22 protein-coding genes are annotated in these 22,953 nt (G+C 23.8%); 8 read left to right on the top strand and 14 right to left on the bottom strand.

The window, feature by feature from the left end; translation table 4 throughout:
• Positions 1-210: 210 nt before the first annotated feature.
• The 5 genes from ACQH23_RS08300 to ACQH23_RS08280 all read left to right on the top strand — a co-directional run bounded on the left by ACQH23_RS08300 (position 211) and on the right by ACQH23_RS08280 (position 4,644).
• The gene (locus ACQH23_RS08300; RefSeq protein ID WP_425377967.1) at positions 211-2,577 is read left to right on the top strand and encodes an ankyrin repeat domain-containing protein; all 2,367 of its coding nucleotides are present in this window, start codon (positions 211-213) and stop codon (positions 2,575-2,577) included.
• A gap of 30 nt (positions 2,578-2,607) precedes the next feature.
• Entirely contained in the window at positions 2,608-2,748 is a 141-nt protein-coding gene (locus tag ACQH23_RS08295; RefSeq protein WP_425377962.1) for a hypothetical protein, read from the top strand.
• A gap of 140 nt (positions 2,749-2,888) precedes the next feature.
• Positions 2,889-3,779, top strand: coding sequence for an OTU domain-containing protein (locus ACQH23_RS08290; protein WP_425377963.1), 891 nt, complete (start codon positions 2,889-2,891; stop codon positions 3,777-3,779).
• 126 nt (positions 3,780-3,905) lie between these two features.
• The gene (locus tag ACQH23_RS08285) at positions 3,906-4,337 is read left to right on the top strand and encodes a hypothetical protein (RefSeq protein WP_425377964.1); all 432 of its coding nucleotides are present in this window, start codon (positions 3,906-3,908) and stop codon (positions 4,335-4,337) included.
• A 4-nt stretch (positions 4,338-4,341) separates the two neighbouring features.
• Complete coding sequence (locus tag ACQH23_RS08280; RefSeq protein WP_425377966.1) at positions 4,342-4,644, top strand: lipoprotein; 303 nt, start codon at positions 4,342-4,344, stop codon at positions 4,642-4,644.
• A 349-nt stretch (positions 4,645-4,993) separates the two neighbouring features.
• Here ACQH23_RS08280 and ACQH23_RS08275 read toward each other — a convergent pair whose 3' ends face one another.
• The 6 genes from ACQH23_RS08275 to ACQH23_RS08250 all read right to left on the bottom strand — a co-directional run bounded on the left by ACQH23_RS08275 (position 4,994) and on the right by ACQH23_RS08250 (position 9,450).
• On the bottom strand, positions 4,994-5,320 hold the full coding sequence (locus ACQH23_RS08275) for a lipoprotein (RefSeq protein WP_425377965.1): 327 nt from the start codon (positions 5,318-5,320) through the stop codon (positions 4,994-4,996).
• A 4-nt stretch (positions 5,321-5,324) separates the two neighbouring features.
• Positions 5,325-5,756 carry a hypothetical protein gene (locus ACQH23_RS08270; RefSeq protein ID WP_425377964.1) on the bottom strand — a complete coding sequence of 144 codons (432 nt, stop codon included), beginning with the start codon at positions 5,754-5,756 and terminating at the stop codon, positions 5,325-5,327.
• A gap of 126 nt (positions 5,757-5,882) precedes the next feature.
• Positions 5,883-6,773, bottom strand: coding sequence for an OTU domain-containing protein (locus ACQH23_RS08265; protein ID WP_425377963.1), 891 nt, complete (start codon positions 6,771-6,773; stop codon positions 5,883-5,885).
• Between the two features lie 140 nt (positions 6,774-6,913).
• Entirely contained in the window at positions 6,914-7,054 is a 141-nt protein-coding gene (locus ACQH23_RS08260; protein WP_425377962.1) for a hypothetical protein, read from the bottom strand.
• 30 nt (positions 7,055-7,084) lie between these two features.
• Positions 7,085-7,831: an ankyrin repeat domain-containing protein gene (locus ACQH23_RS08255; protein ID WP_425377961.1), complete on the bottom strand. Its 747-nt coding sequence runs from the start codon at positions 7,829-7,831 to the stop codon at positions 7,085-7,087.
• Positions 7,832-8,157: 326 nt separating this feature from the next.
• Positions 8,158-9,450, bottom strand: a complete 1,293-nt coding sequence (locus ACQH23_RS08250; RefSeq protein ID WP_425377960.1) for a ribosome-inactivating family protein — start codon at positions 9,448-9,450, stop codon at positions 8,158-8,160.
• Between the two features lie 375 nt (positions 9,451-9,825).
• Here ACQH23_RS08250 and ACQH23_RS08245 point away from each other — a divergent pair, with 375 nt between their 5' ends.
• The gene (locus tag ACQH23_RS08245) at positions 9,826-11,166 is read left to right on the top strand and encodes an Mbov_0401 family ICE element transposase-like protein (RefSeq protein ID WP_425377959.1); all 1,341 of its coding nucleotides are present in this window, start codon (positions 9,826-9,828) and stop codon (positions 11,164-11,166) included.
• A gap of 222 nt (positions 11,167-11,388) precedes the next feature.
• On the opposite strand, the gene ACQH23_RS08240 is transcribed toward ACQH23_RS08245, so the two are convergent.
• The 3 genes from ACQH23_RS08240 to ACQH23_RS08230 are packed head-to-tail and all read right to left on the bottom strand — an operon-like array spanning position 11,389 to position 13,841.
• Positions 11,389-11,949 carry a hypothetical protein gene (locus ACQH23_RS08240; RefSeq protein WP_425377958.1) on the bottom strand — a complete coding sequence of 187 codons (561 nt, stop codon included), beginning with the start codon at positions 11,947-11,949 and terminating at the stop codon, positions 11,389-11,391.
• A 6-nt stretch (positions 11,950-11,955) separates the two neighbouring features.
• Positions 11,956-13,362 carry a hypothetical protein gene (locus ACQH23_RS08235; protein WP_425377957.1) on the bottom strand — a complete coding sequence of 469 codons (1,407 nt, stop codon included), beginning with the start codon at positions 13,360-13,362 and terminating at the stop codon, positions 11,956-11,958.
• A gap of 17 nt (positions 13,363-13,379) precedes the next feature.
• Complete coding sequence (locus tag ACQH23_RS08230) at positions 13,380-13,841, bottom strand: hypothetical protein (protein WP_425377956.1); 462 nt, start codon at positions 13,839-13,841, stop codon at positions 13,380-13,382.
• A gap of 310 nt (positions 13,842-14,151) precedes the next feature.
• Between ACQH23_RS08230 and ACQH23_RS08225 the strand changes: the two genes are divergently transcribed.
• Together ACQH23_RS08225 and ACQH23_RS08220 are read left to right on the top strand one after the other, a co-directional pair.
• On the top strand, positions 14,152-15,447 hold the full coding sequence (locus tag ACQH23_RS08225) for a hypothetical protein (RefSeq protein WP_425377955.1): 1,296 nt from the start codon (positions 14,152-14,154) through the stop codon (positions 15,445-15,447).
• Between the two features lie 81 nt (positions 15,448-15,528).
• Entirely contained in the window at positions 15,529-15,933 is a 405-nt protein-coding gene (locus ACQH23_RS08220) for a lipoprotein (protein ID WP_425377954.1), read from the top strand.
• A 28-nt stretch (positions 15,934-15,961) separates the two neighbouring features.
• Here the strand turns inward: ACQH23_RS08220 and ACQH23_RS08215 are convergent, their stop codons facing one another.
• From ACQH23_RS08215 to ACQH23_RS08195, 5 genes are all read right to left on the bottom strand, one after another.
• Positions 15,962-19,216 (bottom strand): hypothetical protein, encoded by a 3,255-nt coding sequence (locus ACQH23_RS08215; RefSeq protein ID WP_425377953.1) that lies wholly within the window; start codon positions 19,214-19,216, stop codon positions 15,962-15,964.
• 3 nt (positions 19,217-19,219) lie between these two features.
• Positions 19,220-20,611, bottom strand: a complete 1,392-nt coding sequence (locus tag ACQH23_RS08210) for a hypothetical protein (RefSeq protein ID WP_425377952.1) — start codon at positions 20,609-20,611, stop codon at positions 19,220-19,222.
• Entirely contained in the window at positions 20,604-20,882 is a 279-nt protein-coding gene (locus ACQH23_RS08205) for a hypothetical protein (protein WP_425377951.1), read from the bottom strand. Before ACQH23_RS08205 ends, ACQH23_RS08210 begins: the two co-directional genes overlap by 8 nt.
• Positions 20,882-22,183 carry a PBSX family phage terminase large subunit gene (locus tag ACQH23_RS08200; RefSeq protein ID WP_425377950.1) on the bottom strand — a complete coding sequence of 434 codons (1,302 nt, stop codon included), beginning with the start codon at positions 22,181-22,183 and terminating at the stop codon, positions 20,882-20,884. The genes ACQH23_RS08205 and ACQH23_RS08200 overlap by 1 nt, the downstream gene beginning before the upstream one ends.
• 151 nt (positions 22,184-22,334) lie before the next feature.
• Entirely contained in the window at positions 22,335-22,733 is a 399-nt protein-coding gene (locus ACQH23_RS08195; protein WP_425377949.1) for a hypothetical protein, read from the bottom strand.
• Positions 22,734-22,953: the final 220 nt, after the last annotated feature.

The raw sequence follows: 22,953 nt of genomic DNA, 5'->3' as shown, positions 1-22,953 counted from the left end.
ACAGCTATGGTTATCTCCCTATGCATGAGAAATAAAATAAATAGAAGTTAAAAAATAAATAATATTAATTATTTTAATAAGTAATGCAAAAAATATAATAATTACTCCAATTTTCCTACATTTCTAAAATAGTTCTAAAAGTGCTTGTATATATATAATGTCAATAGATCTTTAAAAATTTTTAAGATTGTAGATTGGAAATACACACATATGAAAAAACTTTTAGGATTATTAGGAACAATTATGATAACTGGAAATGCAATACCATCAGTTATTGCAACAGCACCTAACTGAAAACATAATATTAAAAAAAGACAAAATAACGAAAATACCCCAACTACTCCAAAAACGCAAGATGAGCAACAATCTCAATTTTCAATAACTTCAGATAGTAAAGTTGACATTATTGAAAAAGAAATTACTTTAAATGAAAATTATTCTCATAATATTCAAAAAATATTACAAGAACTTATTAAAAATAATCAACTTGATCCGTTAAGAATGATAAATAATGAAGGAATTGTTAGAACAGATTATTTTGAAACACAAGATAAAAGAAATGAACGAGAAAACAATATTAAAATTATTGAAAAATTAGATGAAATTTTAGAATTAAAAAAATTTGATGCAAATAAAATAAGAATTTTAGTTTTAACTTTAAAAAATAAAGAAAATAATAAAATAAAATTAATAATTAATTTAGATAATTTATATTTACAAGGATTTATTAATGAAAATAATGAATATTTTTATTTTGATGATGAACTTTTAGAAAAAATAAAACAAAATAATAAAGAAGAAATCATAAAACTTAATGATTTAAGAGATAAATTAAATAATTTAAAAGATAATAAACTTTTATTTAATGAAGAAAAAGTAAAAGAATATTTGCAGAAAAAAAATAAAATTATTCCACTTAAAGAAAAAGAAAAAAATAATAAAAAATTAAATTATAATAACGAACTAAATTATTTAAATAAAAAAATTATTATTTTATGTGGTGAAAGTTTAAAAACCGAGGAAATAAAAACTAAAACGTTAAATACAAAAGTAACGGAAAAATATAATTGTCAAAAAATTAATTTAAATTATACAGGAGCATATTCAGAAAATGGATTAGATGTTGTAATAAAAGAAAAAGGCAAACCAAATAGGGCAAAAGATATTATTATTTCAAGAGATACTTTAAATAATGCAATTGCAAATTTAGCAAAATTTAATAATGATAAAAATCAAAATCAAACAACAAAAGATGATTTAGTAAGAATGATTTTTATTACAAGTGAAGCAATGAGATTTGGTTCTTATCTTAAATACTTTAATTATGAAAAAGATAGTAAACAAGTTGAATTTAAAAATATTCAAGAAAATATTCAAAATATTATTAATTCTAAAAATGATGATAAAATTCAATGAAAAGACTATTCTGAACAATTAATAGGCGGGTGAATAACGTCAAGTAAATATTTAGAAGAAAAACGAAAAAAAATTTTTGAACAATTAAATAACCATATTATTGTTTTATTTTTTATAAGTGAAAATAATAAAGATTTAAACGAAATATTTAAAAAATCATCAATACAAAGTCAAAATTGAGAAAATGTTAAACCTAAAATTGAGACTATAATTAAAAATTCTAAAAATGAAGAATACATAAAATTATCAGATGTAATTTTAAAATATATTGAAAATTTATTTTTACAAAATGAAAACGAAATTAAATTTTTAAAAACATGAGATAAAAAAATTATTCCTAGTGTAATAAATTTTATAAATACAAATAATAATTATAATTTAATAAGATCAGTAATTGTAGAGGGCAATTTAGATTTGCTTAAATTAATAATTACAAAAAAACCAGAACTTATTAATATAAATAATAATGAATTAACATTTTTGCAAGTTTCAATAGCCAACAATAAAATTGACATAATAAAATTATTACTAGCCAATGGTATTAATGTTAATGAAAAAGGTAAATATAATTCATCAGCTTTATACACTGCAACATTTTATGGTGATATTGATATAGTAAAATTATTACTTTCTCATGGTGCTGATGTCAATGCAAGAAATAACAATGGTTTAACTCTTTTACATGTTGCAATAGATAGAGAATATTTAATCATTGTTAAATTATCGCTTGATAATGGCGCCGATGTTAATGCAAAAAATTATAATTTTGATTTAACACCATTAATTAGTGCATTAAGTAGTAATAATGTAGATATTTTTAATGAATTAGTTACAAATCAAAATAGTAAAGATAAAATTAATATTAATGAATCAAATAAAAAGATGAGTAATTTTACACCGTTACATTTTGCAGTACAAAAAAATCAAATTAATTTTATTAAATTATTACTTTCTTATGGCGCTAATGTCAAAGCAACAGATAAAGATGGTAATATACCTTTACATATTGCAGCACAAAATGGTAATCTTGATGCTGTAAAATTATTACTAGATAACGGTGCTAATCCAAATTATCAAAATAATAATGGAGATGACCCTTTAGATTTTGCAAAAAAAATGAAAAAAACAGAAATAATAAATCTTTTAAAAAACTTTAATTAATTAAATAAAAAAATAAGTATTTGTAAAAATATGCTATTAAAAGATAAAAAACAAGAAAAATTAAAGAAAGATTTAATAGATTTTCAAAATCAACTGCAAAAACTTTTAGAATTAAAAACAAATGACAAAGAAAAAGTTACAATCAATGTACAAAATAAAAAAATGAATTAGGTTTTGGTGGGTTTAAAAGTGGCTTTTTAAATCAATCTCCTAAATTTGGCAATAATAGTAATTCAAATGTTTCTTTTGGCGATCGCCAATGACCTAGTGTCGCACTAGGTCAAAATCCTAATCAAAGACAACAAAATACTATGTATGATGTTCCGGCGGATGGTAGTTGTTTATTTTGATCAGTAGCAACCGCTTATTTATTACCAGTTATAGATAATGATGAAGAATTTAGAGCAAGATTTATTCAATTATTTAATGAATCATGATTAGATAAGCTGCCACATATTCAAAAATTATTACAAAATTATAATTTAGAAAATAATTATAATAATCAATCATGATATCAAGATGAAACTGCCCAAAGATTAGTACAAACTTTATTTCGTAATCGCGTTGTTGATTATATGAGATCGCGTTTAGATACATTTACAACTCGTGATAGTGAATTAACATTTAGAGATCTTATTAGAATCGAAAGAAATGATGCTAATATTGATAATTATTTACAAGGAATGAGAGAGTTGTCAACATGGGGTGGCACACCAGAAATAGCAGCAATAAGTAATTTTTTAAATTCTAATATTATTGTAAACAACGGTGGTTCTTATCGGCCGGTTAATCAAAACGCAAGTAATAACATACAGATATTTAATGTTGACGGAAACCATTATAATTTTGCTTTGCCAAAAAACCCAAGTCAATCTACTACTGATACCAGTACATCTGTAAATAAAACAATAAATACAAATATTGAAAATTTACAAACAACAACTAAAAAAGCAATAAATAAATATAACGCTCTTTCAAAAGAAGAAAAACAGCAAAAATTAAACGAAATAAATAATCATTTTCAATCATTATCTGAAAATGACAAAAAGATTTTTAAAGATAAACTGAAAACAATTGGAACATCAGCTATTGGTGCTGCAATAATTCCAGCAGGGGCAAAAATAACTGTTAGTGGTTCAGTGAGTGGCGGCGCTATTGGGTCAACGGGCGAATCTATTGAAATGACACCTCTTTTATCATAAGGTTTAACGGCGGCCGAAACTATATCAGCGGCAGAAGGAACTGCAGTTATAGCGACCGAAGGAGCGGTTATTGGAGCAGAAGCTAGTGCTGCCACAGCTTTATCTCTCGAAACTTTAGGTTTATCATTGGTGATTGCGGGCTTAGCAATTGCTATAACAGGGATACTTTGATGAATTAATTCTGATCATACAACAGTTAAACATGAATCGCACAATCAATATAATGAAATTGAAAAATACTATAAATTTTTAGCTCGTGATCAATTAAAATTAGACATTAATATTAATGAATGAAATAAAATTAAACAAATTTATCAAGAAAATTCAAATAATTATCAAAAATTTAAAAATAAAATCAAATCAGAAATTACTAATTTTCACAGAGAAGATCATAGTGGTTGAGGCGGATCAATTACTAATCATGATATTGATTATTTAATCAATATTCTTTACAATCATTTTCAAGAAATAAATAATCATTTTTTATCTAATCCTAACCATGGTTGAAAAATTATTACAAATACTGTTGGTAGTTATTTTATAATTGAAGATGAATAGAAAAATGAAAAAAATATTAAGTATTTTAGGAACAATTAGTTTAATTACTAGCGGAAGTAGTAATTTAATTGCTTGTGATAATAGTAAAGCAGAAAAACCGTCACAAGGAAGTTATTTAAAATTAATATCAAGTGTTTTAGGAGAAGGAGATACTGAAAAATGATACTTTGGTATTTTTAAAAAAAATAATAAATGAAATATTATTAAGTGAAAGGGTAATCAAGAATTTTTTTCATATTATTATGATAAAGTTTATCGTTGAGAAGGTGATGGTGAGCCAAATAACAATATGATTAAAATCAATTAAAAAACAGGCGAAATTATAAAATGAAATTAGTTTTTGTTTGAATTTAAGACACTAATGAAATAGTTAATTAAATTTTTTAATTAACTATTTTTTTGTTTTTATGGAACTGTCCAGAATTCTCTGTATAAAGTTAATTAAATTAAATTCAGTCTGTAATCAAATTTTACTTCTAGAAAATAATTTGATTTTTTATAATTTTTTTGTTCTCTTTTTTATAAGGGGTGCTTAAAAATTATCTAGACATAATTAATTAGATAGCATCGATTTTATTAAGAAATTTAAAATAAATAACATTTAAAAACAAAAAATTGTATTTATTTAAAATAATAAATAACCATATAATATATATTTATTTTATAATTTCGCCTGTTTTTTCATTGATTTTAATCATATTGTTATTTGGCTCACCATCACCTTCTCAACGATAAACTTTATCATAATAATATGAAAAAAATTCTTGATTACCCTTTCACTTAATAATATTTCATTTATTATTTTTTTTAAAAATACCAAAGTATCATTTTTCAGTATCTCCTTCTCCTAAAACACTTGATATTAATTTTAAATAACTTCCTTGTGACGGTTTTTCTGCTTTACTATTATCACAAGCAATTAAATTACTACTTCCGCTAGTAATTAAACTAATTGTTCCTAAAATACTTAATATTTTTTTCATTTTTCTATTCATCTTCAATTATAAAATAACTACCAACAGTATTTGTAATAATTTTTCAACCATGGTTAGGATTAGATAAAAAATGATTATTTATTTCTTGAAAATGATTGTAAAGAATATTGATTAAATAATCAATATCATGATTAGTAATTGATCCGCCTCAACCACTATGATCTTCTCTGTGAAAATTAGTAATTTCTGATTTGATTTTATTTTTAAATTTTTGATAATTATTTGAATTTTCTTGATAAATTTGTTTAATTTTATTTCATTCATTAATATTAATGTCTAATTTTAATTGATCACGAGCTAAAAATTTATAGTATTTTTCAATTTCATTATATTGATTGTGCGATTCATGTTTAACTGTTGTATGATCAGAATTAATTCATCAAAGTATCCCTGTTATAGCAATTGCTAAGCCCGCAATCACCAATGATAAACCTAAAGTTTCGAGAGATAAAGCTGTGGCAGCACTAGCTTCTGCTCCAATAACCGCTCCTTCGGTCGCTATAACTGCAGTTCCTTCTGCCGCTGATATAGTTTCGGCCGCCGTTAAACCTTATGATAAAAGAGGTGTCATTTCAATAGATTCGCCCGTTGACCCAATAGCGCCGCCACTCACTGAACCACTAACAGTTATTTTTGCCCCTGCTGGAATTATTGCAGCACCAATAGCTGATGTTCCAATTGTTTTCAGTTTATCTTTAAAAATCTTTTTGTCATTTTCAGATAATGATTGAAAATGATTATTTATTTCGTTTAATTTTTGCTGTTTTTCTTCTTTTGAAAGAGCGTTATATTTATTTATTGCTTTTTTAGTTGTTGTTTGTAAATTTTCAATATTTGTATTTATTGTTTTATTTACAGATGTACTGGTATCAGTAGTAGATTGACTTGGGTTTTTTGGCAAAGCAAAATTATAATGGTTTCCGTCAACATTAAATATCTGTATGTTATTACTTGCGTTTTGATTAACCGGCCGATAAGAACCACCGTTGTTTACAATAATATTAGAATTTAAAAAATTACTTATTGCTGCTATTTCTGGTGTGCCACCCCATGTTGACAACTCTCTCATTCCTTGTAAATAATTATCAATATTAGCATCATTTCTTTCGATTCTAATAAGATCTCTAAATGTTAATTCACTATCACGAGTTGTAAATGTATCTAAACGCGATCTCATATAATCAACAACGCGATTACGAAATAAAGTTTGTACTAATCTTTGGGCAGTTTCATCTTGATATCATGATTGATTATTATAATTATTTTCTAAATTATAATTTTGTAATAATTTTTGAATATGTGGCAGCTTATCTAATCATGATTCATTAAATAATTGAATAAATCTTGCTCTAAATTCTTCATCATTATCTATAACTGGTAATAAATAAGCGGTTGCTACTGATCAAAATAAACAACTACCATCCGCCGGAACATCATACATAGTATTTTGTTGTCTTTGATTAGGATTTTGACCTAGTGCGACACTAGGTCATTGGCGATCGCCAAAAGAAACATTTGAATTACTATTATTGCCAAATTTAGGAGATTGATTTAAAAAGCCACTTTTAAACCCACCAAAACCTAATTCATTTTTTTATTTTGTACATTGATTGTAACTTTTTCTTTGTCATTTGTTTTTAATTCTAAAAGTTTTTGCAGTTGATTTTGAAAATCTATTAAATCTTTCTTTAATTTTTCTTGTTTTTTATCTTTTAATAGCATATTTTTACAAATACTTATTTTTTTATTTAATTAATTAAAGTTTTTTAAAAGATTTATTATTTCTGTTTTTTTCATTTTTTTTGCAAAATCTAAAGGGTCATCTCCATTATTATTTTGATAATTTGGATTAGCACCGTTATCTAGTAATAATTTTACAGCATCAAGATTACCATTTTGTGCTGCAATATGTAAAGGTATATTACCATCTTTATCTGTTGCTTTGACATTAGCGCCATAAGAAAGTAATAATTTAATAAAATTAATTTGATTTTTTTGTACTGCAAAATGTAACGGTGTAAAATCACTCATCTTTTTATTTGATTCATTAATATTAATTTTATCTTTACTATTTTGATTTGTAACTAATTCATTAAAAATATCTACATTATTACTACTTAATGCACTAATTAATGGTGTTAAATCAAAATTATAATTTTTTGCATTAACATCGGCGCCATGATCAAGCGATAATTTAACAATGATTAAATATTCTCTATCTATTGCAACATGTAAAAGAGTTAAACCATTGTTATTTCTTGCATTGACATCAGCACCATGAGAAAGTAATAATTTTACTATATCAATATCACCATAAAATGTTGCAGTGTATAAAGCTGATGAATTATATTTACCTTTTTCATTAACATTAATACCATTGGCTAGTAATAATTTTATTATGTCAATTTTATTGTTGGCTATTGAAACTTGCAAAAATGTTAATTCATTATTATTTATATTAATAAGTTCTGGTTTTTTTGTAATTATTAATTTAAGCAAATCTAAATTGCCCTCTACAATTACTGATCTTATTAAATTATAATTATTATTTGTATTTATAAAATTTATTACACTAGGAATAATTTTTTTATCTCATGTTTTTAAAAATTTAATTTCGTTTTCATTTTGTAAAAATAAATTTTCAATATATTTTAAAATTACATCTGATAATTTTATGTATTCTTCATTTTTAGAATTTTTAATTATAGTCTCAATTTTAGGTTTAACATTTTCTCAATTTTGACTTTGTATTGATGATTTTTTAAATATTTCGTTTAAATCTTTATTATTTTCACTTATAAAAAATAAAACAATAATATGGTTATTTAATTGTTCAAAAATTTTTTTCGTTTTTCTTCTAAATATTTACTTGACGTTATTCACCCGCCTATTAATTGTTCAGAATAGTCTTTTCATTGAATTTTATCATCATTTTTAGAATTAATAATATTTTGAATATTTTCTTGAATATTTTTAAATTCAACTTGTTTACTATCTTTTTCATAATTAAAGTATTTAAGATAAGAACCAAATCTCATTGCTTCACTTGTAATAAAAATCATTCTTACTAAATCATCTTTTGTTGTTTGATTTTGATTTTTATCATTATTAAATTTTGCTAAATTTGCAATTGCATTATTTAAAGTATCTCTTGAAATAATAATATCTTTTGCCCTATTTGGTTTGCCTTTTTCTTTTATTACAACATCTAATCCATTTTCTGAATATGCTCCTGTATAATTTAAATTAATTTTTTGACAATTATATTTTTCCGTTACTTTTGTATTTAACGTTTTAGTTTTTATTTCCTCGGTTTTTAAACTTTCACCACATAAAATAATAATTTTTTTATTTAAATAATTTAGTTCGTTATTATAATTTAATTTTTTATTATTTTTTTCTTTTTCTTTAAGTGGAATAATTTTATTTTTTTTCTGCAAATATTCTTTTACTTTTTCTTCATTAAATAAAAGTTTATTATCTTTTAAATTATTTAATTTATCTCTTAAATCATTAAGTTTTATGATTTCTTCTTTATTATTTTGTTTTATTTTTTCTAAAAGTTCATCATCAAAATAAAAATATTCATTATTTTCATTAATAAATCCTTGTAAATATAAATTATCTAAATTAATTATTAATTTTATTTTATTATTTTCTTTATTTTTTAAAGTTAAAACTAAAATTCTTATTTTATTTGCATCAAATTTTTTTAATTCTAAAATTTCATCTAATTTTTCAATAATTTTAATATTGTTTTCTCGTTCATTTCTTTTATCTTGTGTTTCAAAATAATCTGTTCTAACAATTCCTTCATTATTTATCATTCTTAACGGATCAAGTTGATTATTTTTAATAAGTTCTTGTAATATTTTTTGAATATTATGAGAATAATTTTCATTTAAAGTAATTTCTTTTTCAATAATGTCAACTTTACTATCTGAAGTTATTGAAAATTGAGATTGTTGCTCATCTTGCGTTTTTGGAGTAGTTGGGGTATTTTCGTTATTTTGTCTTTTTTTAATATTATGTTTTCGGTTAGGTGCTGTTGCAATAACTGATGGTATTGCATTTCCAGTTATCATAATTGTTCCTAATAATCCTAAAAGTTTTTTCATATGTGTGTATTTCCAATCTACAATCTTAAAAATTTTTAAAGATCTATTGACATTATATATATACAAGCACTTTTAGAACTATTTTAGAAATGTAGGAAAATTGGAGTAATTATTATATTTTTTGCATTACTTATTAAAATAATTAATATTATTTATTTTTTAACTTCTATTTATTTTATTTCTCATGCATAGGGAGATAACCATAGCTGTTTGTTTTAATAAAAATTAAGATAGTTAATAATATTAATTACCCACCCCCTTTACAAGATTATTATTAATCTTGTTTTTTTTATTAAAAATAAATTTGACAAATATTTAAAATAGAGTTAGTGTGTGAACAATATTAACTTTATAAAAGAAAAGAGGGCAAAATAAATGATAAATATTGATGATAATTTTTTTAACAATTCTATTAATTTTTTTGATAAACAAAGTATTGAAATTATTCAACAAAATTTAGAAGATTGTGATGAATGAATTTTTAAAAATTATAAAAATGATGAAACTTTAAAAGAATTTAAAGATTATAAAGTAAAAGAAATAAAACCAAGAACATTAACTATTTTAAATGGGAAAATAACTTTTAAAAGAAGAAAATATTATAAAATTAATCCAGAAACAGGCAAAGAAGAATATATTTTTCCTTTGGATAAGCTTTTAGGAATTGAAAAATGACAAAGAATAGATAATACTGTTAAAGAAAAAATATTATCATTTATTGGCAATAAAAAAACATATCAAGATATTTTAGATACTATGGAACATGTAAAAATTTGTATAAAAACAATTTCAAATATTATGAAAAATGCAAAAACTGATAAAGAATATTATATTAATAAAACTGATAAAAAAATAAAGGTACCTCATACTTTATATATTCAAATTGATGGAACTTATTTAAAAATGTGAAATGAAAAGAAAAAATTAAAAGAAAAAATAAAAAAACATAGTATATTTTCAACTGTTCATACTGGATTTGATAAAGCAAAATCAACTAAAAAAAGACCTGTAATTGCAAATAAATTAGGTGTTATAGAACTAGATAATATTCCAGAATATATTAAAAAAAATAGTAAATTAACTAATTTTGTTAGTAAATTACTTACATTAATTACAAGTTATTATGATATTAATGACAATATTGAATTTATGGTATTGGGTGATGGTGCACCTTGAATTAAAAATATTGCAAAATTTATTCAAGAATATTTCCCTAAAAATAAAGTACATTACACGATAGATAAATTTCATCTTGCAAGTAGATTTAAAAAATTATATCCTTATCAAAGTAAAAACAAGAAAAATAAAGAAACATATCATAAAGCAGTTGATTATTTTTTTAATGCTAAATATGAAGAATTATTAGAATGTTTAGAAAACAGCGCTTCTTTTATAAAAGAATCAAAAATGAAATTCTTAAAAGATACAATTAGATTAATTAAAAATAATGAAGAAGGCGTAAGAAATCAAACATTATGAAATAATATTGGTTGTCATATTGAGGGTGATATATCACATTACTGTAAAGGTGTTTCGGTTAAAAAAGCAACTTATAATGAAAAAACTCTTAAAAATAAATTAAATACTAGTATGATAAATTTTAAAAATAAAATTAATTTATTTAATACTAATGAACCATTAGAAGAAAATAGAATTAATTATTCAGTTAATAATTTTGTAAATAATAGTTTACAATCAAACTTATATTTTTATTAATTTTATCTAATAAATTAAATAACTTTAATAAACATGTATTTTTGTCGTGGAAAAATTTAAAAAAATATAAAAATATATTGACAATAAAATTAAAAGTAATATAATCTAAATAAGTAAGTGGTATATTATTCCATAATTTCTAAGGTATTAATTAAAACCCTTAAATAATACATACAACCAATTAAGTAATGCTGTATCTAATGCTGGAACTTTATTTTGGCGTTATTGATTAAGAAAATGACTAGGTAATCATTTTCTTAATCAATAACGCCAAAATAAAGTTCCAGCATTAGATACAGCATTACTTAATAATTTTCAAATTTCAAATGGAACACTAGGATAAACATATGGACAATAAAACTTCGGGTGTTTTGCTGTTTTTGTATATATTAAAATAGTTAAATTGCCTGTTAAAGTTAATTTATTTGTTATATTAAACATACCACTATCAAGTCAACTACTATTTAAAGGTTGTCAATTAGTGTTTAGATAATTTTCTTTTTTAAATTGTTCTCTATTTTTAATATTGTTATCTTTTTCTAATTTATTTAATATTTGCTGTATTTCTTTTTTATGACCTTTTTTAATTAAATTTAAATAAGTATAAGGATCTAATCACTGATAAATATCTTCAATTTTATTCGTAATCTTTTGAAAAGGATTAGCATAATATGAAGCAAACTTATTAACCTTATTAATTAAATTAACAAACTTATTTATTAAAGGTTTATTTCCTAAATTTTCTGTTAATAAAGTTAAAATTCGTAATATTAATAAATTCATTGTTTATTAAGAATTTTTAATTACTACTTCAATTGACTTTGTTTTACCAGTTGCTTTGTTTTTACCTTCAATTAAAACTTCAACAATTTTATCATTTGTAATATCAATTGGTCAGTCTTCACCTTTAGGATTAATAGAATAATCAAAATCATTTTCAGTTAAAGAACTATCTACAGTTTTAACTGCTTTTAAAACAACATCTTTAAATTGTGGTTTTAATCATCCATCACTAACATCTTTGGGATTTGGTAAATTAATGATTGGTTTATCTAATTTATTTATTTTACTAATATCTATTTTAGCAACGTCTGGTGTTAAAATTACATTAGATTTTGTTGTATTTATTGGTGTAGAAATTTCATAATCAACCGGCACTCTAAATGTTTTATTTAAATTACTTTTAGCAGTATCAATTTCTTCTTGTGTTGGTTGTTTTTCTAAAATAATCTTACATGTTTTTGGATATAAAATAGTTGGTGTTGCATATTGTACTTTACCAATTCATTTAGGGTTAGCAGTATCATTATCTAAAACTTGTTGAATAGTATCCATATTAATTGGATATGCTCATACTTGTTTATTAATAAGTAAACCATTTACATTAGTAAAATTATAACCCTTATCTCGGTTAACTTGTCCTTTTGTATATGTTTTTTCTAAATGAAAACTTTTCGATACCGGAATACCCATTGCGGTATTTTCATATAATTCACCATTAACCATTGCTTTTAATTGAGCTTGTGAACCAATTACTTTTAAATAAGCAGGTGTTAATCCTAAATAGGCTCTTCGTCCTAAAACCATAAACATTTTATCGGTTGGTAAACCAAAATATAAATTACTAATTTGATTTGTTAATTCAATCAAAGTTTCATTTAATGTAAAGAATGCTTTATTTGCTTCATCGGCACTATCGGCTGTATAACCACGAAATGGAATTACTTCATATTGACCATCTGCTAAACAATAATCATAAATCCCCTGAATTAATTCACATTCTAAATTAACAAATTTATTCTGTACAATACTAGCAATAGCGTTAGCAATAACACCATTTTTAATATTTTGTTCTATCATTGCTAAGTCAAATGCTTCATTCATTAATTTTAAATTAAATCTTTTATTAATAGGCACCGGAATTCTTGTTAATCCCATAGTTTGAGTTGCCCCACCATTTGGTAATGCATAATCATCTTGTCATACCACACGATGAGTTAAATTATATAATGCTTGTCCTGCATTAGGTAATCAAGCAACTTGTTCAGCAGTTGCAGTTGCATATTGCATAATACTTGCATGCTCATTCATTAATGGTCCTCTTAGCATAGCGTTAACCATATCAACATAGGCTTTTTGACCTGTTGTATTACCTTGTAATGTAAAATGTACTTGCGGCAAATTAATTGTTGCCATAATATTTCACTCCCTTATTATCTAAGGTTTTTAAGTGTATAATCAGTTAATTTCTTAATTTCTTCTGGAGTATATGCTCCTTTTTCTTTAATAGTTTCAATTTCATCATTTTTATTTTCAACCGAATTTTCAATCATTTCTTTAATAAAATTAGTGGGTGAAACTGATGGTTGTTCTTGTATAAACAAATCAGGTTTTAATTCTTTTAAAGTTTGCATTTTTTCAGATAAAGAACTACCACTAACTTTATCTAAATTAGTTTTAATATCTTCAGTTTTAGTAGATTGAACATCTTTAAAGGCTTTTAATTCATCTAATTCATTAGATAATTTAATAAAGTCTTCTTTTGATATAACATCTTCGCGTTTTTGCACACTTTCTCTAATTTGCTTTGCGTTATTATTAAACTGATTTAAGATATTTTCTGCAATTTCTTCACTTAAACCTTGTTCGATTAATTGTTCTTTTGTAAGTGCCATTTTATAAACTCCTCTTTTTTTATCCTTGTCCGATTAACAAGTCAGCGTAACTCTTTTTTACGGAAAAAGATTAAACCTATGCCTTCATTATATACTATTATTTTACTAATACAACACTTTATGTAAAAATAAATAAACTTAATATATTTCATTGCTAATTTACCCCTTAAAACGTGTATTAATAGCTTTTTAACAAGATAAAAGTTTTTAAAATAATTACTAATTTTGCTTGTATATATATATATATATATATATATTGGGAGTAGAACTTGATAAAAAGTTTCAAGATTAAAAAAGGAGAAAAACAAGTATGAAAAAATTACTTAGTTTATTAAGTGTATTAACTATTACCGGAACTGCTGTACCAACAACAATTGCTGCTATTTCTTATAAAAAAGAAGAAACTATCAAAAATGGTGATATTAATTATTTACAAAACAATAATTTAGAAAGTTTAAATAGAAGTAAAAGAGGAATTAATGATGGAAATCAAATTGAATATAATGAACGAAACAATAATATTTATGCTTCATTTAAACCAGATACTTGAGAAGATATAGTTTTTTTATATCAAAATAATAATAAAAGCAGTTTTACAAAAAAATTTATAAATAAAATGTTTGATGGTGTTTGAATGGATAAAAGAATTGAAAATTGGGCTATAGGAAATTTGGGCAGAACAATATATGAAAATTTTTCAACTATTAATAATAAATATATAAGCAGTAGTAGAAGAGAAAGAATAAGAATTATTATTTTATGTAAGTTTACCGGGTGAGAAATTTGAAATCATGATGTAAATATAAGAACTGATGATAGTAATTATTATCCAAATTGACGTCTTGATAATGAACTTGCTAATAATTGAAATAGGGATTTTAATAATAAAACTGATTTAGGAATGATTGATAATGTTAAAGATGAAACAATTTTAAATGCCGTTAAAAAACAAAATCCTAATTTAGATATTTCAGAACTTAATATTTTTAGTAAAACTAATTTTTCTTTTTTAAATAAAGAATTTTCTGTAGAAATTACTGCAAAAGTAAATAGTAAAAAATATCCTACTACAAAAAAAACTAAATTTAGTTTTATCAGCAAAGATTTTTTAATGAATGAATTGCCAAACATTATTGGACAAGAAAATTTAATTGAAAATTGAAATTCAAATTTTAATGAATGAAAACTTGAAATTAACCGTCAAAAAATGCAAGATGTACCTAAATATGGAAACGATGAACGTGGTCAAGCTTTAAAAAGAACTTGAAAAGGAAATCATTTTATTGAACTTAAAAATAAATTATTATCTTTAAATCATATTTTAGAAACAATTGATAATAAATTCAAAATAAATGAATTGTATAAAAATGTTCAAGGATTACAAAAAGATATTAATGATTTAAAGCAAGAAGTCAATAGGTTAAGTCAAGAAATAAATGAAATAAAAACTATTTTAGAAAGTAATAAAAATAACGAAGGATTAGAAATTTGCACAAAAGCTGGCAGTTTTATTTCAGCTACTACATGGTGGATCCCTTTTGTCGGCACTTTAGTTTCAATGGTTTCAGGAGCATCTTCGGCAATTTGTAATATAGTTAATACATAATAAAAATTAAAAATGAAAATAAATTTGAATTTTATTTCCATTTTTAATTAAATTAAGAACAAAATAAAAAGATTTGTAAATATGAAAAAAATATTAAGTCTTTTAGGAACAATCACTTTAATTGGAACAAGTACAACAAGTTTAGTTGCTTGTAATACAGCAGAATATACACCCGAAGAATTAGCAAAAATAAAAGAAGAAAACAAAATAAATACAAAAAATCAAACTATTAGAGATAATTTAGAATGAATAGCACCACAAGAAAAACCATTTAGTGAAATTGATAATAAATGATATTACATAATATATAAGGATAATTCTAATAATATAAAATTATCAAAAAGAATAAATAATAATCCAGATGTTAATATTAAATTACCATGGTCTAATTCATGAATAAAAGTTTATCGTTGAAATTTAGTAGGTATTAAGGAACCTTATTTAATTTTAGATGAAAACGTTAATATAAAAATTAAAGGTGAGTAAAAGGGATTTAGATCTCTTTTTTGTTTTTTTATCTTGGTTTAATTGTGATTTTAATTGGATTATCACTTTTATTTCTAATACCTAAAATATTTGGATTTTCAACATCTAATATAATGTTTTTATCATTACCTCAATATTTAAAATATTCTTGATGTGGGAATTTTTCAATACCAACACATGATAAATTAATAAATAATACTTTTGAAAATCTAATTTTTAATTTTAAATCATTATTATAATATGCCTGTAAATATGTTTCTTTAATTTTATTACTAATTAAATCATTATAATCTTCGTTGGGAAGATTTGTTATTTGAAGCAAAAAATTAATACCACAATTTCTATCATTTATATTGCTATTATAAGTATTTTTATAACCTTTTTCAGATAATCCATTAGTATATGCAGTAGAAGATGTTTTAATATTATTTATTTCTATATTATCTGTATATAAAGTTATTATATTATCAAAATTAATATTATCAGTTTGTGATAAGCCTTCTTTTTTTAAAGTTATTTTAGATAATGAACCAAAATCAATATTACAACTATTGTTTCCAGCAGATAAATTAACATCTCTATCATAAATAAATTTTTCTATATCAGGTTTGAAACAATTAACTTCTAAATTAGATAGATTACTTATTTCTATGGTTTTATAAGCATCTTGAAATTTACTAATACTTTGAATTGTTGGGTCAATTTGTTTTAAATCAATTTCTATTTCATAATAAGCAGAATTAAATTCATTATTAAATAAATTAATTAAATTATTATCATTTACATAACCGCTATTAGTACATTGAATAGGTGCTGTAATTTTAGTTTTTAATGGTTTGATTGTATTAGCATCTCAGATATCTTTGGTATAAGTTTTATAATTATATGGCACTGGTGGTAATACATATTCGGGGTAATTAAAAGTTGGTATTTCATAATCATGCGGTAATAAGAAGCTAGTTTTATAATTAGTTGTCATATCTCGTAAATAATTATTTAATACACTTTTTGTTTTTCCACGAAAACTTCATACTGATAAGCGTAAATAATCTTCTTCATTATTTGTATATGGGTTATCAGCATAAAATATAATTTCAAAATTACCTTTATATAAAGCTTGGATTGAAAACATATCAATTATATAACTACAATTTGTCCCATCTGGTGTTTGTAAGAATTCACAATCATTATCTTCTTCACCGTCACTAACTGGTGTTTGAGCATCTACTGCTGTTGTAAGTTCATTAATTAAATAAATTCGGTTAGTTTTTTGATTTAATTGTTTTAGATTATATGTTGAATAAACTATATTATTTGTTGGTTTACCATCCTTAGTTAAAACAGTACCTACTAATTTATCAGTTAATAAAGTAGTAAACCCGAAACTAGTGGCATTTGCTCCAAAAATAGCACCAACTTTATCATTACCTTGTTCTCTAAATATTTCAAATGGTAAATAACCATTACCTTTTGCATTACCACTTCAAAAAGCATGTTTATAAAAACTATAAACATTAGCACTCATAAAGCCATTAAGTCATTGAAAATTAGGTCAAGTTTTTTCATCTTGATTAATAACTCAGCCTCATGGAATACCAAATGAAATAAAGTTTAGGAATTTACCAACACCACCCGGTATCGTAAAAGGATTAAACACTAATTTTTGTGTATAGTTTAAAGGTAAGACAGTAACTTGGCGATTAATAAAATTATTCATATTTAAAATATCTCAAACATTACATGCACCCATTTTATTATATTCAAATTGAACTTGTCCTACAGTATTGTCAAATTCATCTTTTCTTCTAAAATATGATGATGATTGGGTACTAATAATATTATTAACGTCACCACTATTTACTTTTACTTTATCTGGTGGAATAATCATTCATTTTTTAGACCAATAAAATTTAGAGTCATTATTTTCTTCTTTAATTGTTTTTCCAACAGTAGGATTAGTAGCTGTCGAACTTTCTTGGTCAGTTATAACAATACCCTCACTATTTTTTTTCTTTCAAAAATCATATCTACTTTCCATATCTTTTTTTCAATCTTCATAACCATTTATCATAGTTGGTTGAATGCCTTGAATGTTATATCAACTTACCTCAGGTGATGCATAAGTATTAACTTTGTCAGGCGGACACGGATACATGTTATACATTAATAAATCTCGTGAATTCATTACTTTTGGATTAAATTGACCTTTAATAATTGGCCGGCCAATAACGGGCATATCAAAAAATATCGGATTACCATAAAATTTAACTGCCATTGCTCTAACACCGGGGTCTTTTAATAACATATCATCTAATTCAATAGTTGATGTATTTGTTTTCTCATTATAAGTTATTTTAGGAAAACAATAACCTTCCCCAGGTGCTGATGTTTGAATAAATTGTCGTACTGATAAACCACTATTACTAATTTTGTCATTAATACTTGAAAAGGTAATTTCTTGTCATAAAAAACTACCATCTCATGGTGAATAATAATTAATAACATTTGATGGATATAATCATTGTCTATCTTGGGGAGCAATATTTATATTACCCCCACCAATATTTAAACCATGGTCATTAAATACAGTATAAAAATTATAATAATCATTAATATTTAATTTACTTGCATCTTCATCTAAAATTAATAAAGTATATTGTCTTTCAGTTGATTGCTGAGTAAATACTTGTTCAAATTTAGCTTCACCAAATTGAATCGAACTTCTATCATCAATCATATAAGCATCTCAATGTTTACCAACTTTAACTTCTTTTGTATAAAAATTATCAGCTTTATTATCATTATTAATAAAATAACTTAATTTATATTGCTTTAAGTATGCTAACATTCTATTAATATCATAAATATTTTCCCCATCAATTAATTTTCAATAAACATTATTATTTTCATCTTTTAATTTTATCGCGAAAGGTGTTTCGTTATTGGCTCATATAGTTGAATTAATTGATTGTTTACTAAAATCATCAATTGTTAAGATATTAATTTCTTCACCTTTATGTTTTTGAACTATTTTTAAACTATCTTGTCATTGAGCAATCGTACTTTCCATATTATCAAATATTCTTGAATAACTACCATAATCACTAGGCTTTGCGTTATTGGGTTTTCAACCTGTTTCAGTATCAGGAATATATGAACTATAAACATTAAAAGGAAATACCATTCAATGTCTATTATCTTTTATATTTTCTCTTATATCTATTAAAGTATCGTGGGCTTGTCTTCTTAGTTCTTCGATAACTCCTGGGTTAATTCTACTCATTTTTTAATTCTCCTTTATTTCTGTTCTACCTTGCAAGGTATTTTGATTATTACCAGTTTCATCATATTCTAGTAATTTATTATTATGTTCAATTTCTTTGGCTTGCATTTTATTTTGTCATGCTTCTACTTTCTCAAAATATTTTGTTGCTTCTAATTCATCAATATTGTCATATTCAGTTATAGCTCTTATTGGTTCCATTGTGCCATTATCTAATCTAGCAGTAATTAATTCATTTTGTCGCATTTGGTCAACTAAACTAGCACTAATAAAATCAAAACCATAAGGTCGTTCACCAATACCATCTCATAAACCATAATATTTTAAAACAGTATCAAACATCTTAGTATAATATTGCTTACGATATGCTTGTAAATATGCTTGTTTTTCTAAGTCTTTTGTTTTAGTTAATAATGACTGTGTTTTATTCTGGTCATTATCTGATTTATCACCAAATGGACTAGAAAAATGACATGCTAAATATACTTGCTCAATAATTGATTTTTGATCTTCGGTATATGTTTCTAATGTTGGTGCACCTTGTACTACTTGTAAAGATTGTGATGATGTCCCATCTGCTGCCGTTTGACCTGATTGAATGAAAATATCATCAAATACATCTTGTAATGCTTTTTTATTTCCCATATTGTAAGCATTCATTAAACCATCATCTAATACCCCATATCAGTGCGTACGATTAGCTCATCGTTCTTTTGATTTAATATTAAAACTATCTTCTAAATCAAATTGTAATTTATAACAATTTGCCATTGTAGGTCATGGATTTAATGTAGTTGAAGTTGATAAGAACAACGGATTAGGTTCATTAATCATTTCTCAAAAAGGTACTATACCTAATTTATTTTTAAATTCTTGAACTAAAATAGGTCTAACATCATCTTTAATTTGTGTTTTACTTTGTCCAACAACTACCTCATTATTTTTTGGTCAACCTTTAATAACTATTTTATCTTTGGTACAAATTAAATTTAAAATAAAACCACTGTCTGATTGATGATAATTTAATCAAATGTCGGCCCCTTGTTCAATTTCATTTATTTTACTTACACGTGATGTAAAGTTAAAAGGATTAATTCATAAATCAATATTACCATCACTAGTTTCTAATAAACCAAAAATAGTTTTACCCATTAAACTTGCTGTTAATTCGTTTTTATCTAACTTTTCTTTTATTTTATAATTTTCATATCATCAATTTAATTTTTCTAAAATGTCTTTACGATGAGACTTAAATAAAATATCTTTACCATTTATTAATCGCATTTGATGACGAGCAATAATATTTGCTAAATTAATTGTTCAATCATAATTATAAAATTTTAAAACACTATTAATATCACTTAAGTTTGGTAAACTAGGGAAAGTATTATTCATGGTTATTTTGCTCCTTTAATTTTAAGATAAGTGCATAATTAATAATATTTACTGTTAATAAATTTGGCTCATTTGCTAAAACTTGAACACATACTTTAACTTTTTGATATTTTTTAATATATTCGTTATATAAATTTAATTTACATATTGCGATATTATCTTTTTTTAATTCTTGACAAAGTCTTTTTTTAACTTGTCCACAAACAGACATATAAGGTATTTTTGCATTTATTACACGTTCATCATGGATTACATAAATATCTTTTTTCATTAAGTTATTCACTCCCTTTGTTGTCATAATTTATAATCTGCTGAATTATTATGTTTAACCATTGGTATTAATTCAAAATGTAAAGCATAAAAATCACTATCAAATGTATCATCATATAAGTCTAACATTCGTTCTTCTCTGGCATCTGGTTTATCTTCTCATTGAATTAATTCATATTGGGTTTTACTGACAGGACATTTTTCTCATAATCATTTTAATTGGTTTGTATTTATTAACATTGTAGATGCTTCAATCCGATGTCTTATTTTAAATTTCTGTTTTTGTGCTGGTTTAAATGTCATATATTGCCCAAAAGTATAATTATATTTTTCTCTATTTAAACTTTGTAATGTTGAATATGCACTATCATCAACATTTATACTAATACCCTGCTGTATTAAATTAAAGTATTGATTTAATTGATTATTATAAAACTCTAAAATATCTTTTACTTGTTCTAATTCTGTTTTAAATTGCTGTGTAGCATTTGAATGCGTATACTCAGAAGATTTATAAGCTTTTTTATCAAATGAATTATATAGTCAAAAACTAGCGGCAGTAGTATGTCCCTTAGGACTGGTCGCGTTAGCAATATCAACACCACCTAATAATTTCGTTGGTTGAATAATATCTGTTGCTTGCATAATATCAATATATCTTGCAAAAATTGAACCACTAGTATTACCGGGCAATCCTCAACTCCATACTCTTGCTCTTTCAATATCTAATTGTTCTAATCTTAATTGTTCATTAACTTTATCTTGTGGTAATTTATAATTAAGTCTTCAACTAGAATAATGAATAATAATTTTCATATTTCATTTTTCAATATATTTAATTTGTTCATATTTACTACGCATTATTTCTTCATTAAAAGATAATAATTCATTACAATAACCAACAATATATCTTTTTAAACTTTCAGGATTACACGTATTAATTGTTATTTTATTTTGATAACCACGAATAGCAAACTCTAAATCACTTAAATCTTTTTGTTGAAATTGGTCACATTCTTCTCTTCAATCAATTACTAATTTATACTTATTCAAATCAGCAAAGGCTTTTAATTTTTCTTTTCGACTTGGTGAATGTAAACCTTTACAATATATTTTGCTATCATTTGATAAAGTAAAAGTAAAATTTGATAAATTAATACTATAAGGTATATTATTTTCATCTAACATATTTCATATATTTTGAAAGACACTATCTTTTAAATCTTTACTCCAATACATACTAGCAATTATACAAATTGGTTCTTTAATTAATAAACTAATTTTTAATAATTCACCAAACATTTTAATATTTGATATAGTCTTACCACTATATCGTGTTCCAATTTGATTAATTTCATTAACTAATTCATATTTCTTAGCAAATGGATATTTATTACCAATAATACTATTTTGTAATAACCAATAAGGCGTTTATAACAAATAAGTAAAATGATTAAGCATTATTATCACTTTCTTTTTTAATATCTCTAATATCCGTTTGTAAATTAACAATTATTGGTTGTTGATTATTTAAGTTTAATTCTTTTTCAAATTCTTTTTCTTGTAGTGAATACTTATGATTAAATGCACGCTGTCAATATAACCTAGTACCTTCTGGCGTTTTAACCATTTGTTTAATAAGTTCACTTTCTATTTTATCAACTTGTTTTTCAAGTAAAGGAACTATCTTTTCGCTCCGATAAATTTCTTGTCTTCAATGGCGAGAAAGATTTAATTTATTGGTTAAATCATTTAAAGTATAGGGGATATTAGGTGATTTATCACGTCAAAACTGCTCTATTTTACGATAAAATGTTCGTAAACTTGCTGTTTTTGGATTAAATTCTTTCATTTTTACTCCTTTTTGCATACTAAAATTGCTATTATTTAATGAATATGATTAAATAAAAGAGTAAACTATATCTGAAAATATAACAAAGAACCATCGCGGTTCTTTTTTTATCATTTATATTTTACATCAAAATAAAAAAAAGTAAACTTAATTACCGCAATGTTTCTCCTAACTTTATATATTAATAATAATCTAGAAAAATTTTTATTTATATATCTCA

This window comes from Spiroplasma endosymbiont of Polydrusus pterygomalis (assembly GCF_964030635.1).
Taxonomy (GTDB): Bacteria; Bacillota_I; Bacilli_A; order Mycoplasmatales; family Mycoplasmataceae; genus Spiroplasma.
The sequence above is the reverse complement of the archived record's forward strand: the minus strand, read 5'-3'. Positions and strand labels throughout refer to the sequence as shown.